Origin of the sequence: Viridibacillus sp. FSL E2-0187 (assembly GCF_038006425.1) — a bacterium.
Classification (GTDB): Bacteria; Bacillota; Bacilli; order Bacillales_A; family Planococcaceae; genus Viridibacillus; species Viridibacillus arvi.
On the sequence record NZ_JBBOVG010000001.1, the window covers coordinates 2,793,450 to 2,812,036 of the forward strand.

At 34.7% G+C, this 18,587-nt stretch carries 15 protein-coding genes and 1 other RNA gene; 2 read left to right on the plus strand and 14 right to left on the minus strand.

Annotated elements, in window-relative coordinates:
• Window positions 1–185: 185 nt before the first annotated feature.
• A complete protein-coding gene (locus tag MHH85_RS13655) occupies window positions 186–1,022 on the minus strand; it encodes a CheR family methyltransferase (protein ID WP_340708174.1) in 837 nt (278 codons plus the stop codon).
• A gap of 26 nt (window positions 1,023–1,048) precedes the next feature.
• Complete coding sequence (locus MHH85_RS13660) at window positions 1,049–3,847, minus strand: response regulator (RefSeq protein WP_340707492.1); 2,799 nt, start codon at window positions 3,845–3,847, stop codon at window positions 1,049–1,051.
• A 387-nt stretch (window positions 3,848–4,234) separates the two neighbouring features.
• On the opposite strand from MHH85_RS13660, the gene MHH85_RS13665 reads away from it, so the two are divergent.
• Entirely contained in the window at window positions 4,235–4,825 is a 591-nt protein-coding gene (locus tag MHH85_RS13665; RefSeq protein WP_340707493.1) for a peroxidase-related enzyme, read from the plus strand.
• A gap of 61 nt (window positions 4,826–4,886) precedes the next feature.
• Here MHH85_RS13665 and MHH85_RS13670 read toward each other — a convergent pair whose 3' ends face one another.
• From MHH85_RS13670 to MHH85_RS13725, 12 genes are all read right to left on the minus strand, one after another.
• Window positions 4,887–6,386, minus strand: a complete 1,500-nt coding sequence (locus tag MHH85_RS13670) for a carboxypeptidase M32 (protein WP_340707494.1) — start codon at window positions 6,384–6,386, stop codon at window positions 4,887–4,889.
• Window positions 6,387–6,417: 31 nt separating this feature from the next.
• Complete coding sequence (locus MHH85_RS13675) at window positions 6,418–6,684, minus strand: hypothetical protein (RefSeq protein WP_340707495.1); 267 nt, start codon at window positions 6,682–6,684, stop codon at window positions 6,418–6,420.
• 139 nt (window positions 6,685–6,823) lie between these two features.
• The gene (locus MHH85_RS13680; RefSeq protein WP_340707496.1) at window positions 6,824–8,722 is read right to left on the minus strand and encodes an ATP-dependent DNA helicase; all 1,899 of its coding nucleotides are present in this window, start codon (window positions 8,720–8,722) and stop codon (window positions 6,824–6,826) included.
• A 680-nt stretch (window positions 8,723–9,402) separates the two neighbouring features.
• Window positions 9,403–9,603 carry a hypothetical protein gene (locus tag MHH85_RS13685; RefSeq protein WP_340707497.1) on the minus strand — a complete coding sequence of 67 codons (201 nt, stop codon included), beginning with the start codon at window positions 9,601–9,603 and terminating at the stop codon, window positions 9,403–9,405.
• A 212-nt stretch (window positions 9,604–9,815) separates the two neighbouring features.
• Entirely contained in the window at window positions 9,816–10,952 is a 1,137-nt protein-coding gene (locus MHH85_RS13690) for a THUMP domain-containing class I SAM-dependent RNA methyltransferase (RefSeq protein ID WP_193738954.1), read from the minus strand.
• A 2-nt stretch (window positions 10,953–10,954) separates the two neighbouring features.
• The gene (locus MHH85_RS13695) at window positions 10,955–12,706 is read right to left on the minus strand and encodes an EAL domain-containing protein (protein WP_403981132.1); all 1,752 of its coding nucleotides are present in this window, start codon (window positions 12,704–12,706) and stop codon (window positions 10,955–10,957) included.
• A 66-nt stretch (window positions 12,707–12,772) separates the two neighbouring features.
• Window positions 12,773–13,162: RNase P RNA component class B (gene rnpB, locus MHH85_RS13700), an RNA gene on the minus strand.
• Between the two features lie 65 nt (window positions 13,163–13,227).
• Window positions 13,228–13,554, minus strand: coding sequence for a cell division regulator GpsB (gene gpsB, locus MHH85_RS13705; protein WP_370588305.1), 327 nt, complete (start codon window positions 13,552–13,554; stop codon window positions 13,228–13,230).
• Between the two features lie 112 nt (window positions 13,555–13,666).
• Window positions 13,667–14,911, minus strand: coding sequence for a ribonuclease H-like domain-containing protein (locus MHH85_RS13710; RefSeq protein WP_340707499.1), 1,245 nt, complete (start codon window positions 14,909–14,911; stop codon window positions 13,667–13,669).
• Between the two features lies 1 nt (window position 14,912).
• Window positions 14,913–17,192: a DEAD/DEAH box helicase gene (locus MHH85_RS13715; RefSeq protein WP_340707500.1), complete on the minus strand. Its 2,280-nt coding sequence runs from the start codon at window positions 17,190–17,192 to the stop codon at window positions 14,913–14,915.
• Window positions 17,170–17,550, minus strand: coding sequence for a YppE family protein (locus tag MHH85_RS13720; protein WP_340707501.1), 381 nt, complete (start codon window positions 17,548–17,550; stop codon window positions 17,170–17,172). The genes MHH85_RS13715 and MHH85_RS13720 overlap by 23 nt, the downstream gene beginning before the upstream one ends.
• A gap of 79 nt (window positions 17,551–17,629) precedes the next feature.
• Window positions 17,630–17,809 carry a hypothetical protein gene (locus tag MHH85_RS13725; RefSeq protein WP_340707502.1) on the minus strand — a complete coding sequence of 60 codons (180 nt, stop codon included), beginning with the start codon at window positions 17,807–17,809 and terminating at the stop codon, window positions 17,630–17,632.
• A gap of 160 nt (window positions 17,810–17,969) precedes the next feature.
• On the opposite strand from MHH85_RS13725, the gene recU reads away from it, so the two are divergent.
• Complete coding sequence (gene recU, locus MHH85_RS13730; protein ID WP_340707503.1) at window positions 17,970–18,572, plus strand: Holliday junction resolvase RecU; 603 nt, start codon at window positions 17,970–17,972, stop codon at window positions 18,570–18,572.
• Window positions 18,573–18,587 lie beyond the last annotated feature (15 nt).

The window sequence follows — 18,587 nt, forward strand, 5'->3', positions numbered from 1 at the left end:
TACTCCGCCCATAAGTACTTAACAATTATTGATATATATCAATCTAAAACTTGCTTTTGTTTGGGGGAGTTTCTATTATTATTTACTTATAATCAATTGTTTTAATTATAATATCTTTTACCTTTTATTCGGCTCCGCTAAACATTTACTCAACAAACAAGGGCCGCTTCTGCGACCCTGAGTTGTTATATTTTTCGATAAATATTCTCTTGACTTGCTATCTCCTTATATTTTTCGGAGAAAACAGATGAACGTAATGTTTCTTTACTGCCTATACCGATAAAACCATCGTGGCAAAGACTATCGTAAAACAACTGATTCACACTATTTTGTAGTTCACCTGTAAAATATATCATGACATTACGGCAAATAATAACATGAAATTCATTAAATGAGCCGTCTGTAACCAAATTGTGTTGAAAGAATACAATATTTTTCAATAAAGCTGCATCTAAGTAGGCATTTTGATAATCAGTGGAATAATACTTTGAAAACTCTTGTTTACCACCTGCAGTCAAATAATTCTTGGTATATGATTGCATCTGATTTAATGGTAAAATACCCTCTTTAGCTTGTAATATCACTTTTTCATTTATGTCTGTGGCATATATTTTCGTACGATCATAAAGCCCTTCCTCTTTTAGCAATATGGCCATAGAAAATACTTCTTCACCAGTTGAACAACCTGCATGCCATATACGTATAGTAGGAAATTCTTTAAGAAATGGCACAACTTTTAATCGGAAAGCTTTGAAAAATTCTGGGTCACGAAACATTTCAGTAACATGTATAGAAAAGTCATCTATTAACTTTTCGACAAACCCTTTTTCATATAAAACCTTTTCTATTAAAGAGCTAATTTTCTCCATTTTCTCTTGTCTCATTCGATTGATAATTCTTCTTTTAATCGAAGAACGCATATACTTTTGAAAGTCAAAACCCGAAACACTATAAACAGCTTGAAGTAATAAATCAATTTCAATATTCTCTTTTTCTTCGGTAGTTAATAAGTCTTTCACAATAATCCCTTTCTAGCCTGCTCTATTAATTACTTTGCCAGCCATACACGAAGAACAGATAATAACTGATCTATTTTCAATGGCTTACTAATGTAATCTGATGCGCCGGCTTTTAAGCATTTTTCTCTATCGCCTTTCATCGCTTTTGCTGTAAGAGCGATAATTGGAAGCTCTTGATACATTTCTTGACTACGAATATTGCGCATAGTTTCATAACCATCCATAACAGGCATCATTATGTCCATTAAAACAGCATCTACAGAATTTTTTTCTTTAAGAATTTCTAAACATTCAAATCCATTTTCAGCTGAAATAATCTCCATCCCTTGAGACTCTAAAGCATTTCTTAGAGCAAAAATATTTCGGTGGTCATCATCCACAATAAGTACCGTCTTATTTGATAACATATTTTTGTTCGCTTGTGTTAGTTGCTGTATTTCCTGATTTATTTGATCTGGTTCTATTTTTTCTGTAATCACATTTTCATTTGTTGCTACAGTTAACACTGAAGAATCGACTTCTTCATCTAAAGGTAAGTCAATGCCACTAGGTAAATTTGGTAATAATAAAGTAAAGACACTTCCTTTGCCTTCTTCACTATCGACAAAAACCCATCCTCCAAGTAATTTAGCGAATTCCTGACTGATAGACAAGCCTAAGCCAGTCCCACCATATTTTCTCTCTGTTGCTCCATCACCTTGTTGAAATGCTTCAAAAATTATTTTTTGTTTTTCATTAGTAATACCTATTCCAGTATCTTTAACACTAATTTCAATCCATTCGTCCGTAATTTCGGTATGTGCCAACTTCTTAATATTTTCTTTTTCAGCATTTTTAATATGAACTGAAATAGCACCTTCATGTGTAAATTTAAAGGCATTGGATAATAAGTTTTTCAGAATCTGTTGAAAACGCTGTTGGTCAGTAAAGAATATATTTGGTACATTTTCATCCTTTACAACAGTAAAATTCAAACCCTTTTTTAAGGCTACATGATCAAAGTTCTGATGTAACAACTCTGGAACTTCACTCATATTCATTTCATCAAATTGGACTTTTAATTTCCCTACTTCAACTTTTGATAAATCCAATATATCATTGATTAACTTCAATAAGTCTTGTCCTGATGAGTGAATGATTCGAGCAAACTCTTGTTTTTCCTCATCCAAGCTGTTATCTTCTGGAGTTTCCAACATCTCAGATAAAATTAAAATACTATTTAATGGCGTTCTTAACTCATGTGACATATTAGCCATGAATTCTGATTTGTATTTTGAACTTTTTCTTAGTTCTTCAGCATGTTCCTCTAGGTTGATTTTTGCTTCTTCAAGTTCCCGAGATTTTTCTTCAGCATCATGAGTTCTCTCAGATAACTGTTCATTAATCATTCGCAATTCTTCTGCTTGAGATTGCAATTCTTCTGATTGTGCTTGTAACTCTTCAGACTGCGATTGTAGTTCTTCTGACTGAGCTTGAAGCTCCTCTGTTTGAGCTTGTGATTCTTTTAATAATCGCTCTATTTCCATTCGACCCTGCACACTATTGATCGTAATACCTAGTGTCTCTAAAACACGTTGTAAGAAGATTTGCTGTAGGTTAGTGAACGATTCTAGACTTGCCATTTCCAATATACCTACGACTTCATCTTCAAAAATAACTGGCATTATAATAATACTTTTAGGATTTACATTACCTAATCCAGTTGTAATCAATTGATAATTATCTGGTATATCAGTGATAATCTGTGATTTTTTTTCTATGGCACATTGTCCAATTAAACCTTCACCAATTTGAAACTCTCTTCTACCAGCCTCATTGCCTTCACCAGCGTAGGAAGCAGTTTTAACAAAACGTGTATCTTCTCCTTGACCACGGCGGATATAAAATACACCGAAGGATGCGCCGACCATAGGTGCTAGTCTTGTAATTAGTCGTTTACCTAACTCTTCTATATCCACTATACGTTGATACATCGTTGCAATTTCTGCAAGACCTGTTTGCATCCAGTTCTGTTCACTAATTTTTTGAGTGAAATCTTTTTCTTTCTGATTATACTCTTCTAATGATCCGGCCATTTCATTGAATGAACTAGCAATTTCTCCAATTTCATCTTTTGTATGAATCGTGATTCTAGGAATAGCAGATAAATTTTTAAAATTTATCTTTTGAATCACTTTTGTAATAGATTGAAGCTCCTTAGACGTGCTTCTAATCATCCAACTAAGTATGGTAGAAATAACCAGAATACTAAAGAACACAGCAAATATAGTAAATTTAATCATATCATTGTACGTTTGTTGAGAACTTTTCAACGTATCAATCATAATACCCTCTTGATATTCTTTAAATTCATCAAGTGTAGATAACACTTCTAATCTCTTAGTTCTTTGTTCATCCATCAATTCATTTAATTCTGCACTCGAACCGTTTGCCTTTATCAATTGAATGATTTTAGACTCTGTATCGGTATATGATGTATATTGCTTATCTAATTTTTTTAATAGTTGTTGTGACTGTGTCTGATTTGCAATAGTAGACAATTTAATAATGCCTTCTGAAATAGAAATATGATTGTCATTAATAGTTTGCAAACTATTGTCAATATCCTTATTATCTGCATCGATTGCTACATATAAAATCTCTCTATCCGACCGTGAAAATAACTGACGGATATCCATCACAGTTTGCACTTTATAATAGCGATCCTCTACAATTTCAGTCATATTTGCTTTTAATTTATTTAAAGTAAATACCATTATTGATAATAAAACGATTAAAAAAAGCAAGATTAAACCAAAACCTAAAATTTGCCTTTTCTTAAAACTCATATTCTCTTCCCCCTTTTAATCAAATTAAGGAAGCCGGAAGCTATTGAAAAAATAGCTGTCGAATTCTAGCATTGTCCTCAAAATATCTCTATCATTATTTTATCATTTTTTAAGAGAAAGGAGAGATTAAAAGTCTATTACAATAGTTTCAAAATTTTTCTTCTAATATTTTCTAATTTAATCGAATGTTAATGCATATAATACCAAATATCTACTAACAGGGTTAGATTATATATTTTACCCTTGTCAGAAAGTAGAAATCTTAAACTATAAAATTTCTGATGAATCTTCAATTGTTTGGGGACTGTTATTTCAACTCCAAAAGTTGTAAAGTTATAAATGTAGAATAATTTGATTTTTCCAACAAATTAAAGGGGTGTTATTTTTATGTCAAAATATACCGAACAATTATCATATTTACAAACGCCTGATGAAAAGAATATTCCTGTTGAATTACAGGCAGAGTTTGACCAACATGTAGATTTTCAACAAGAGAATTGGGGATTTATCAATAATTTATTTAAAATACTTCCATTAAACCCAATACAATATAAAGGTTTTTTGGATTTCAAAAACACTATGTTTGATGAAAACACATGCTATTTGAATAATATAGATAAGGAAATGATGGGACTAGTTGTATCCGCTACTAATTGCTGCGCTTATTGTTTAACAACACACAGTGATGCATTACGTGGTTTAACAGGAGATGCTGCTTGGGTTGACCAGCTCACTTATAACTATCGCTCTGCATCATTAACAAAGAAACAACGCGCACTATGCGATTATGCATATTTTGTTACTACGTACCCTCAAGAGACTACACAACAACAAGTAGACCTGTTACGTTTAGCTGGCTTTAACGACCACGAAATTTTGGAAGCTTCATTTATTGCTGGATTCTTTAATTTTACAAATCGTTGGGTAAGTACAATTGGTGCTGTACCAAATCCAGGGCATTATAATCATAATAGATAATCAAAAAGCCAAAGAGTAGCTTATTATAAGCGCTCTTTGGCTTTTTCAAGATTGAATTACTTTACAAATTATAAATTCGTGTATACTTTTCTTTTAAATAATCAGCTAAATATTTGGCATTTAAACCTTCACCCGTAGCTCCATTTAATAGTTCAAAAGGTTTTTTAAGTGCACCATATTGATGTACTTTTTCTGTTAACCATTCGCGAATTGGTGTGAGATTACCTTCTGCCAGTAGTTCATCAAAGTTTGGAATATCTTGATCCATCGCATGTTTAAATTGAGCTGCATACATAAAACCAAGTGCATAAGATGGGAAATATCCGAAACTACCTCCAGACCAATGCATATCTTGTAAGATTCCTTCTGCATCATTTTCTGGTGTAATACCTAAATACTCTTCGTATTTTGCATTCCATACTTTTGGTAAGTCCTCTGCTTGTAAGTTTCCATTGAATAATTCTTTTTCAATTTCATAACGAATCATAATATGAAGTGGATATGTTAATTCATCAGCTTCAATTCGAATTAATGAAGGTTGTGCTGCGTTAATCGCACGTAAAAACATTTCTAATGAAACATTTTCAAATTGTTTCGGAGAGTGTTTTTTCAACATCTCAAAATTGTGAGACCAAAAGTTTTTATTGCGTCCTACAAAATTCTCGAAAAACAATGACTGAGATTCATGAATACCCATTGAAGTTCCTGTACTTAGTGGTAAACCATCTAATTCCGGCATAATATTTTGTTCATATAAAGCGTGTCCGCATTCATGCACTGTACCAAGAAGTGCAGATCGGAAATCGTGTTCGTCATATTTTGTAGTTACACGAATATCACCACGGTTTAATCCGATCATAAACGGATGCACTGTTTCATCTAAACGACCTGCTTCAAAGTCGTAATCTAGTTGTTGTAAAATTTCTAAACAAGCTGCCTTTTGCCCTTCTTTTGGAAAGAAATCAAATATGAAGCTCGTATCTGGTTGATTGTTTGATTCAACAATTTTTTGAACTAACGGGACGATGGTTTCCTTCAATTCTCCGAATACGCGGTCCAATATATCAGTTGTCATATCAGGTTCATATTGGTCCAATAATGTGTTGTATGGATTATCGTCCTTGATACCCCAATACGTAACAAACTTTTGTTGTGCTTCAATAATGCCTTTTAAATATGGTAAGAAGAGACTGAAGTCTGATTTATCTTTTGCTTTTTCCCAAACAGCTTCTGCTTTTGATTGGAGTACAACATATTCTTTGTATTCGTCTGCTGGGATTTTCTTATTTAAATCGAAAGCTTTTTGTGTTTCTTCATATGAACGACGAACTATTTCTGATAATTCTTCTTTATTTGTTGAAAGCTCTTGAAGTATTTCAGCTAATTCATCTGATGTTTGCAAACGGAATAGTTCTGACGAAATCGTTCCTACTACTTCTGCTCGTTGCTCTAGCCCTTTTTTTGGTGCTCCAGTACGCATATCCCAATAAATTACTGAAAGAGCTTCTTCATAATTATCAATTTTTTTTATGTAATTTAGAAAGCGTTGTTCTACTGACATTTTATTACCCCCTTATGTTCCTTCTATTTTATCACGAATACCGAAGTAAATCAGTTGAAAGGTATTGTTTAGTATTTGTTTGTTGCGCTATGTCGGCTGTTTGTTGCGCTATGTCAGCTCTTTGTTGCACTATCTCAGCTCTTTGTTGCGCTATCTCAGCTCTTTGTTGCGCTATGTCAGCTCTTTGTTGCACTATCTCAGCTCTTTGTTGCGCTATCTCAGCTCTTTGTTGCACTATCTTAGCTCTTTGTTGCGCTATCTCAGCTCTTTGTTGCACTATCTCAGCTCTTTGTTGCACTATCTTAGCTCTTTGTTGCGCTATCTCAGCTCTTTGTTATTTAGCTGAATATTCACGTCATATAATCGTAAAAAACGTTAATAATTCCTATCACATTCAAAAAAGCCAGCTCACTAAATTGTAAGCTGGCTTTTCCTTATTAAACTTCTGTTGCTTCGACTGCGAAAATAGGTTGTATTTTCTCTTTATGTTTATATTCTTCTTCATTCAATAAAATATGAATGTCTCCGTGGTCTTTTGAAGTACGGATTAATCGCCCCATCCCCTGCTGTAGTCTTAACAGCATGAATGGTAAATCAACTTCTTCGAATGCATCAGTAGCAAATGAACGCTTTGCATCAAATAATGGATCATTTGGTGGGAATGGTAAATCGAAAATTATCACACGCGTTAATGATTCCTCAGGTAAGTCTAAGCCTTCCCATAAATGATATGAGCATAGTACTTTTACTTCGTTTGCTTGGAAATCACGGATTAGAGATGATAGTTCACGATCCCCTTCAAATGCAACATCTGCACGTAGTTCATCGGCTAATTGTCCTTTAAACTTCTGCATCGCTTGTTTTGATTTAAATAGAATTAATGTTTTTTCATCATCTTGTAATAACTTTTCAACAGACGAAAGTTTCTCTTCTTGAGCTACTTTGTGCAATTGAATCTTCATAACCTCTTCATATTCAAATGGAGAAGAGACAGAGAATGATTGGAATTTTTTTATTCCTAAACTGTTTGCGATATATGAGAAGTCTTTATTGATTGATAGTGTTGCTGATGAGAATACATAAGGTATTTTTTTCGAGAACAGTTTTTCTTCAAGTACTTCTGTAATTAGTCGTGGCATGATGACCAGTGTCTCTTCACCATCTGTTTCCTCTAACCAGTCTACAGCATCACCTTGAGCTATAAATATGCGCATTGCAGCTTCATATTGCTCTAAGAACTCCTCTACCATACGTAGCTCATAATCAGGAATGACATACATTTCTGATTCGAAAACAAACTCTTCTAGTAAAGATTCTACTGTGTCAATTACTTTTTGACCAAGCTTCAACAGCAATGGAGATTTATTGATACGTTTACGATCTTCATCCGATTCAATGACATCATCACGAAGCTGGTCAAAGAATAGTTCATGACCATCTTGTAATTTTTCCATAGTATAAAGAGTTTTTTCTCGTAATCCATCAACCATTAACATATCTAGAAGCTTTACGATTGTATAATCTTGCACTTTGTAAGTCATCGCTTTTTGTGCTGCGTACTCAAGTAAGTGACCTTCATCAAGTACAATCATGGATACTTCAGGTAGGAGTGCTAATTGCCCTTCGCGTTCACGTGATTCTTTTGTAGCAATATGCTCCATCAAGAAATCTTGTGAACAGATAATTAAATCCGTTGCTTTACGGTAATCTGCACGGTGCAGCGTTTGCCCACAACGATTGCGAAGATCGCAAACCGAGCACTGTTGAATCGAATTGTAGTTGACCTTTTGCCAATCAGCATCGCTAACATTTGGATAGTCACTACGTTGACCATATAAAGATAATGTTCCCTGGCCAAAGACACCATCTGGTATCGTTTCTACGATATCATCTATATATTCGCCGTCATGAAACTTTTCAGCCTCTTCAAAGCGTTTTAAACATAAGTATTGATCACGTGATTTTGCTAAACGCACATCAATATTTAAATCAAGATATTGCTGTAATTTATGAATATCGCCACCATCTTTAACGAGCTGGTCGATTAAAGTTTCGTCTGCACATGCAATCAATGCTGGACGTCCAGTATAACGCGCATAAGAAATAGCTGGTAATAAGTATGCGATGGTTTTCCCTGTACCTACACCTGCTTCAGCAAATAGCACTGATTTTTCGCGTAAAACTTTTTCAATTTGATAAGCCATAAAGATTTGCTCATCACGACATTCTAGACCCTTTTCAGGTAATTCATCATAAAGCATATCGCCCATCCAATCACCCAACGAGTCGAAGAATGATTTTTCTTTTGATAGAGCAAATGGTATTGCTTGTCTCATCTTGTTCCCCCTCGTACTTCAACGAAAATAAAATTATATACAACTAAACGGTAATTGAAACCTTTGTTATTATAGCATTATTCTTAACTACCTTGTTAAATGCATGTATATGATTTAATTTTTTTTCAGTTTATGTGTTCAATTTGTGGTCATATCACGGCTATCGTAGTGTTACCCAGAAAAAAGGAAATTAAACACCCGGAAATTGGTGCACCTTATATAATAGAAGAAACTCTGTTAAATGTATATGAAATAAGTTAACGAAACAGCCTTTTATTTTTTATAATATAAAGCATGAGATGATGTTCTTTATTGACTTAACAAAAAATTATATTGGTGATTGATAGCAATTATTCTACAATCTAAAATTAAATACTTATCATATAACTCTTTAGTGTAGAAAGTAATCTAAAAATTGGGGATTAGTAAATCATATGTGGAAATAATGTAGCATCAATATTGCGAAGAAAACGTTTTTCATTCTTTCTTTCCTATGAGGTTTAGTATTATCTTATATTAGTAGTATAAGTGTAAAATTATTCCGAGGGAAAAAAGTGAGTAATTCAAACAATCGAATTTTCGAATTACGTTCTTAAATAATATTTAATAAGATGTAAATTCAGGCTATAAAAAACACCTGGTTAGAGGTGTCTAATTAATCTCGATCTACAAAAACAGTCTTATATTACCTCTTTTTTGTTATCTACTTGCGAGTTTTTTGATTTTGCATATTGATTAAACTCTGCAAAGAACAAAGTTATTGCAAACACTAACAAAATAAAAGGAAACATGAAATATTCCGATTCATAATTAGTGCCACCCATATAAACATATAACATAAACGATACACAGAGCGCTATAGTCCCAGATAAAAGCTTCATGAATCCTCCCCCTTTTTCAAATATTATATTCCATAATAAACCATTAAAATCATTACAACAAGAATAAAATTTAATTAAATTAGATTTTTATGGATTTTTATTTATTGTTAAAACCGAAATGCGTTAATTACTGACATGCCCCAATGCGAATTTACGTTTTTTCAAAATCAAACCAAAAAAAATGGAATGAGATACCCCATTCCATTTAATATTTAGTTTCTTGGTGTACGTTGACCCCAGAATTGATAAAAATCCGTTCTGATGAATCCGTTGAATAATTTTCGTTTTTTTGTCGCTTTTCTGCCGTAAAGTGTTTCAAAGTTTTCCATTGAAGATAGCATGTAGACTGACCAAGATGGGTACTTCGCCATATTATCGCCCATCTCACGAATCATTTGTTCAACCATTTCTATATCACCAATACGTTCACCGTAAGGAGGGTTACCAATCATTACACCATCAGTTGATAATGTAGTAAAGTCCTTTACTTGCATTTGTTTCCAAGTAATCAAGTCCGCAAAACCTGCTTCAACAGCATTACTTTTTGCAATTTGAACCATACGATGATCAATGTCTGAGCCAATGATCTCTAGCGGCTGATCGTAGTTGGCAACATCTTCTGCTTCCAAACGTATATCATCCCAAATTTGTTGTTTCATCCAAGGCCATGCTTCAGAAATGAACTCACGGTTGTAACCAGGCGCCATATTTTGGCCAATCATTGCCGCTTCAAGTGCAATTGTACCTGAACCACAGAAAGGATCTACGAATGGACGATTTGGATTCCATTTAGAGATTTGGACAAGCGCTGCTGCTAACGTTTCTTTTAACGGTGCTTCCCCTTGATCTAGTCTATACCCACGTTTGTGTAGGCCTGCTCCACTAGTATCAATCGTAAGTGTAGCCACATCTTTTAAAATTGAAATCTCAATTTTAAATTTTGGTCCAGTTTCTTCTAAGAAACCTAAACGTTTATAGTGGTATTTCATACGTTCCACGATCGCCTTTTTTGTAATTGCTTGGCAATCAGGTACACTGAATAATTTTGATTTAACGGATTTACCTGTTACAGGGAATTCTGCATCTACTGGTAAGAATTTCTCCCAATTAATCGCTTTTACTCCCTCAAACAATTCATCAAATGTGCGAGCTGGAAACTCACCTGCAATTATTTTTACTCGGTCCGCTACGCGTAACCAAAGATTGGTTTTTGCGATTGCTTTTTCGTCACCTTCAAAGTAAACTTTCCCGTTTTCTGTTGTTGTTTCAAATCCTAGGTCCTGAAGCTCTTGTGCGACAATTCCTTCTAACCCCATTGCTGCGGTTGCTACTAATCGAAATGTTGTCATTGTTATTTCCCTTCTAACTGTTCTAATTCCCAAAATTCTAGGAACTCGGTAAATTCATCTAAAGGTAATGGCTTTGAGTAATAGTATCCTTGGATCATATCACAGCCCATTTTACGTAATAGCTGAACCTGTTCTCTTTGCTCTACTCCCTCAGCAATTACCTTCATATGTAAACGATGCGCCATTTGAATAATGGCATCTACTACTGCTTGTTTATCGTCTAACGAACATATATGTTGTATAAAACTACGATCAATTTTTAAATAATTTAATGGAAACTGCACTAAATAGCTAAGAGAAGAATAGCCTGTCCCAAAATCATCTATTGAAAGTTTAAAACCTAATTGCTTTAAGAGTACTAATTTTCGAATCGTTTCTTTTTCACTGTTCATAACCGTGCGCTCTGTTAGCTCAATTTCAAAATAATGCGCGGGGCAATTATTTCTTTCCAATATTTGTGTAATAGATTCAATGAAATTACTTTGGTGAAAGTGAATACTCGATATATTCAATGCTATAGGCATATTTTTTATGTTTTGTGATTTTAATTTTAAATAGTCCTGGCATGCACGATTAATAATACATTCACTAATCGGAATAATTAAACCTGTTTCCTCCGCATAGGGAATAAATTCTCCTGGTGAGACGAAGCCTAGTTTTTCATTTTGCCAGCGTACTAAAGCTTCTACTCCTACGATTGCACCTGTTGTAACGGAAACTTTCGGTTGATAATGTAATTCGAAGCTGTCATTTTCTATAGCTTTACGTAATTCATTATCTAGGAGCAACACGCGTTTGCTATCTGTTTGTAGTTCGTCAAAATAAAAAGAAAATTGACCTCTTCCATTTTGCTTTGCAAAATACATTGCCTTATCAGCTTTAGTTAATAATACTTCCGTATCATCTCCATCATGCGGATAAATACTAATTCCTATACTAGTGGACACATATAAATTCTGGTCTTCAACCGCAAAAGGTTGCTCCAGTAATTGGATAATCATTTCAGCCAAATGTACAGCTTCTCTAGGATGATGGATATTTGTTAATGTAATAACAAATTCATCACCGCCATATCTAGCTAAAATATCTTTATTTTTCAATAGTGATTGAATTCTTTTTACTACTTCCACTAACAAATAGTCACCAACTGCATGACCAAGTGTATCATTAATTTGCTTAAAGCGATCTAAATCTAAAAATAAAACAGCATGTTGATATGAGCGTGTAGAGGAGGATTCTAGTAAAACTCTCATGCGCTCAGTATAGGCAAATCTATTTGAAACACCTGTTAATGAATCGGTCATTGCACGTTTTTCAAGCTCATCTTCAACGTCCTTTTGTTCTGTGAGGTCGGAGAAAACACCGCAATAGTTCGTAACTTCTCCTTGCTTATTACGAACTTCCATGATTGATAACCATTCTGGATAGACATCACCTGTTTTGCGACGATTCCATATTTCACCTTGCCATTCACCTTTTGAGTACAGCTCGTTCCACATGCTCTTATAAAAATCACTGGCATGAATGCCTGATTGTAAGATAGCAGGGCTATGTCCAACAACTTCTTCTTTTTTGTAGCCCGTAACAAACTCAAAAGCTGGATTCACATTTATTATTTTCTTTTTTGGATCAGTTATCATGATTCCTTCAGAAATTGTTTCAAATACTTTTTGTATTAATTCATCAGAATAGCTAGAAATAGTGTTTTGGTTAATGATCTCTTTTATAGATATTTTTTCCACATTCTTCACCATATTCCCAAAAGAAAGGCCCTCCAGGAACTGGAGAGCCTGACTGTTCATGTTTAACATCATTGAAAGTTCAATAAGCCATGTTTTGTGCCCGAGTACTCAAACGATTTACATCTCGTACAACCGGGTAGTAATCATCTATCTACGTGAGATGCAAGCATTCACGTCTCTCCATCCATTCATTTCCTTCAGGAGAGTGCCCCTACCATAATTTGGGTTTCTCACTCGTGGGGTTTACCTCGTTCCACCTGTTACGTTTCCGCACCAGCTTCGTCACTGTGGCACTTTCAGAGAGTTTCAACCATATCCTATAAAGGACTTAGGTTTTCCTCCCGCCGTCAGCCAAAAGACTGCCTTAGCTTATTTATTCACTAAGCACGAACACTACGGTCATCTCAGAACCGTGCGAGCATGGACTTTCCTCGACAATGTCAAGCATTGCAGCGATTACCCGAAAATTCATGATGATGTTTTTCATTATAATATAAAAACATATATAACCCAATATAACTAAAGACCTATATTCAGTCGTATAGCTTATCTCCGAAAACATGTTTTTCCAAGTTTGAAATTCTTTTCAAAATATCAAAATTTGTATTAGCAGTATGTTGTGGTTGCTGTGGTTGAACTTGTGCTGGTGAGTGGCGCTTAGCGTTTTGAGCAGCCTCAAGTTCTTGTTTCAACATGTTAATCTCTTCTTGTTTTTTAGCTAGAATTTTTTCAAAGTTCTCATAATCTTGAATAATTTCATCTAAAAATTGGTCTACATCATCTTGACTATAACCTCTTAAACCAGTTTTAAAATCTTTATCTAAAATCTTTTTTGCTGTTAATTTTGTATCCATATACATCGCCCTTCCATCGCAACATAAGTGTTCTTAGTATAGCATATTTCTTAAAGACAATGCTTACTTACAGTCATTTCCTAACGGTTTTTGTCGAAAACTGTGATTTCCCAGGAAATTATTTCTTCCTTTCAAGCCGATTTTTCCGTTTTTGTATATCAGCAAGTCTTAAAGTTTTAGATTCCTTAGTCCACAGGGAGCTTTCGGTTACAAGTTTCAATGCTTGCTTTGTCATTTCTAGTGCAAACTCATAGTTTTTATCACGGTGTTCAAAAATTTTCGCTAGCTCAATGAGCGCATTAATTTGCTGTCTTCCTTGTAAATACGGTAAGGCTTGCTGAAATGACTTTCGTGCTTCTATATAATTCTGTTGTTTTTTTTGTTGAAATCCTAAGTGGTAATAAGCATTGGCTGCTTCTTCACGCGTATATTGATTCGTTACTTGCTGTAAAAGTTCCTCACTACGATCTATTTCTCTTAAATCAGCATACCATTTACCAATGTTTGTATACGTTGTAGCAGATTCTTCTGCAATACCTTCACAAAGTAAATTGGTCGCCTGTACATACAACGTCAATAAAGATAATAAATCCCATTCATTATGTTGTAGTACTTTTAATAAGGCATCAGGCTGTCCACTTTTGACCGCGTCCAAATAAATAATCGGAGCTAAATAACCCGGCACATCGTCAAGACGAGTGAATCCTAATTTTTCTTCTTCTACTTGAGTAAGTTTCATACGTGCAATGTCATTTTTCCAAATACGTTTTGAACCATGAAATAAATCGAGATGATCATGCTCTTTTAATGGTGGTAGGTCTTTTTTGTTTAGTGTCCAGCGAGTTTGTAACTGGGGCCAATCGAAACTTTTACCATTATACGTAATAATGGTTTTCCTGCCTTGCCAAAATTTCGATTCAAACAAAAATGCAACCTCATTACTCGGATCAGCTAGTACGTATTGCTTTAATGTAAAGCCATCCTCGGACTCCTCAAGTAAACCATTCAAGAAGATATGCGTACCTACGCCCTTTAACCCTGTTGTTTCTGTATCGTAGAATATAAGGTTATTAGCATCCGTTAAAGATATCGGGTGTGCGTTTTGTGTTTGTTGCCACTTTCCAAAAGCATCATACAACTCTCTTAGATAAATAGCTCCATGCTTATAATCAAGAGGATAATGCTTCTCTAATAAAAAGACTACACCAAAATCATTTTCTATCATCTTTAAACCAGCATCTTGCCATATTCCAGCATAATTAGGAACGTCCGGCTTTAGAATTGGTTCTTTTGCAATTACATGTTGTGTATTATTTTTCTTTAATAGTTTTTTCATTTGAAGTATTTTATTTTCATATGACATATTAATCATCCAACTCTTCTAATAGAAATGATTTCAAAAAATTCAATACTTGTTTTTTACCTTTATCACTCATATCTTGTGCCCCAATACAAGATGGGCAACCATTTTGACATGGACATGCATCAACATGTTCAAATACATGCTGAATAAGAGGTTCCCAAATATCAAACACTCTTTCGCTCAATCCAATACCACCCGGATAACGATCATAAACAAAGAATGTTGGTTTCTCTGAATGCACAGCCTTCACTTGTGGAATGACATGGACATCACTTCTGTCACTTTGAATGAATAATGGAATAAAACTGTTCATCGCAAACGCCACACCTGTCATAGCACTTGTTAAATCATCTTCTGTCCAGTTAACAGGCTGATCAAATGATAACCAAGTAGAACTTGTATGAAGTTCTTCAGGTGGTAGATGAATTGGGCCAGAGCCTATATTATCATGTGAATCAAATCTAATTTTTTTAAATATAGTTGCAGTAGCCAAAATCATAACATCACCAAATGCTGCTTCTGCTTGGCCAAGATGCTTTTGCTTATCCTCACTCATAACTTTTAATTCAACAGCTAGGTTGGCATCTGTAAAATAATCAACATCCACTTCACGTACATAAGCTTTTTTTTCTTCCCAATCAAGTTTTTCTACCTGAAATTGCACACCTTGATGTAAATATATAGCTTCTTCATGAAGTAGTGTAAGCGCACTATATCGATCCATTTCCCCAATCACACGAGTGTTTGCAGGAATAGACTGATCAATGATGACGACATTTTCTTGTGATGCTGAACGCAAACTAATTTCGTGTGCTGGGAAACTATCACTCATCCAATGCCACTGCTCAGACGTTTTTATAAGAACGCCTTCTTGCTGTAGATATTCCAATAACTCTTGAATCTCGAACTCTCCGTACATATCTGTCGTTTTAAAAGGCAACTCAAAAGAAGCACATTTTAAATGATCCATTAAAATGAGCATATTGTCTGGATATATACGGGCTTCTTCTGGAGAACTTCCTAATAAATAATTAGGATGATTTATAATATATTGATCCAATGCCGTAGATTGTGCCACATAAATAATTAGAGCCGCATCTTGCCTTCTGCCAGCTCGCCCTGCTTGTTGCCATGCACTTGCAATATTCCCAGGGTATCCGGTCATAATACAAGCTTGTAATTGACCAATATCAACTCCGAGTTCTAATGCATTCGTACTCACAACTGTTTGAATGGTGCCATCACGTAAACCTTTTTCAATTAACCTTCGTTCTGAAGGTAAATATCCTCCTCGATAACCTCGAATCGATTCATCTTGGATTTTCTTTTTCGTCAATTCCTTCATATACGTAACAAGCATTTCCACTCGCACACGACTTTTAGCAAATATAATTGTTTGAATTTGTGCTTCATATAATTTTCTAGCTAAATCTCTTACTTCTAAAATAGCACTTCTTCGAACACCGAATGTTGGATGAATAATTGGTGGATTATAAAATAGGAATGTTTTTTTCCCTACAGGTGCTCCATTATCAGAAATTAGTTGGTGCGTTGTATTCGTTAAAGTCTCTGCCAGCTCTTTAGGATTTTTGATTGTCGCTGATGTACATATAAAGATGGGATTACTTCCGTAGAAACGGCAAATACGTTGCAAACGTCGAATAACATGAGCAACATGACTTCCAAATACTCCTTTATATGTATGCAACTCATCCAGGACAATATACTGTAAATTTTCAAATAGCGAAACCCATTTCGTATGATGAGGTAAAATCCCTGAATGTAACATATCGGGATTAGTCATAACAATATGACCAGCCTTACGAACCTTCTGACGAATGCCTGGCGAAGTATCTCCATCATATGTGTAGCTTAAAACTTCCTCTCCACTTTGCTCTATCAACTCATTCAAATCACTTTTTTGATCTTGTGCTAGAGCTTTGGTTGGGAATAGATACAGGGCACGTGAGGCTTTATTTTCTAAAATAGCTTGTAAAACGGGTAAATGATAGCAGAGGGATTTTCCAGAGGCAGTTGGTGTGACGGCCGTAAAAGATTGCCCAGTAGTCGCATAATCGAATGCTTGTCTCTGATGCGAGTAAAGCTGACTAATACCACGCTTTTGTAAAGCTTTTACTAAAGAAGGGTGTAATTTGTCGGGAAAAGGAACGAGCTTTGCTGGCATTGCATCAATTGTATGTTGGTGCTCAATTCTTTCCATCATTTCCGGATACTGTTGCCACTCTGCTAACAGCTCATCAATCGTTTTTTTCTTCAACATATTGTTCACCATCCTCACGCAAATAGCGTAAAAAAGTCTCTAATGTATATTTCACCGATTGTATTGATTGATAAAATCGTTTTTTACTCGTTGCTTTATAAAAAGACTGCACCACAAATTGATCCATCGCATCTAGCGCATTATCAATTTGTGTTTTGTGCATATATTTAGGTCTATTTAATAGTATCCATTTCTCAGACTCTGACTGCCAAGTTACTAATATAGCATGCCAAGTATCAGCATGCGGCTTCACTTCAAGAAAGAAATCCGGAGATGTGTCTTCTTCTCTCATACGTAAAAATCGTTGCCAACATGCATCACATTCTTCTAATAATTTCTCTGTGGTAGATAATAGCATTTATACACACCTCCATTTTCATTTTCATATTAAGTACTCATATAAATTCAGTGTATCAAAATATCGTAAAAGAAACTACTTATGCACGAACAAATATTCCTTTAGATTGTTTTTCAAGATTGCTTAGGCGGTGTTGAACTGTTGCAATGTCATTCATATGTTTTTGAATTCCGGTGTGACGTTCCACAGACATTTGTGTTTGTAGTAACTGATCGATCAATTCAAGTTGAGTAAGTAAATGAGATATTCTTTGCATCATAATCGCCTCCTAGCGTTATGATTTCCTTATAAATTGAAATAATCCTTTCCACAAGACAAAACAAGTGCGAGTTCGATATAAATAGAAAAAATCCCTGTCATTTCTGCTATAATTTTTGTTCATAAAAATATGTTATTATTATTGTTGATGAGGTGGTCAAATGGCAATTCGCTATCCAAACGGAAAAAAGTATACTCCACCAACTTCTGAAGTAAAAAAAAGGAGTATTAAGGATTATTCCTATAGCAATCGGGGCAAAACTTTAGAAGATGAAATTGATGAAGCAAATGATTTTTATTTACAACGACAAATAGCAGTCATTCATAAGAAACCTGTTCCGATACAAATCGTCAAAGTAGAGTATCCTTCAAGAAGTGCTGCTGTTATACGGGAAGCATATTTTAGAACACCTTCTACGACGGACTACAATGGTATATATGAAGGTTACCACATCGACTTTGACGCCAAGGAAACGGAAAGTAAAACATCTTTCCCTTTAAAAAACGTTCATCCACATCAAGTTGAACATATGACAGTTGTTGCAAAGCAGCGAGGTATTTGTTTTCTATTAATACGTTTCTCTTCCATGGAACGTTATTTTGTAGTACCTTTAGAAATGCTGCAAAATGCTTGGACTAGAATGCTAACAGGTGGTCGCAAATCAATTTCTTTAGGAGAATTTGAGGAACAAGCAATTGAAGTAACACCAACTTATAGTCCACGTATCGATTATTTACAAGCAGTACGTAAGATGCTGCCATAAATTATGAATGTTTGT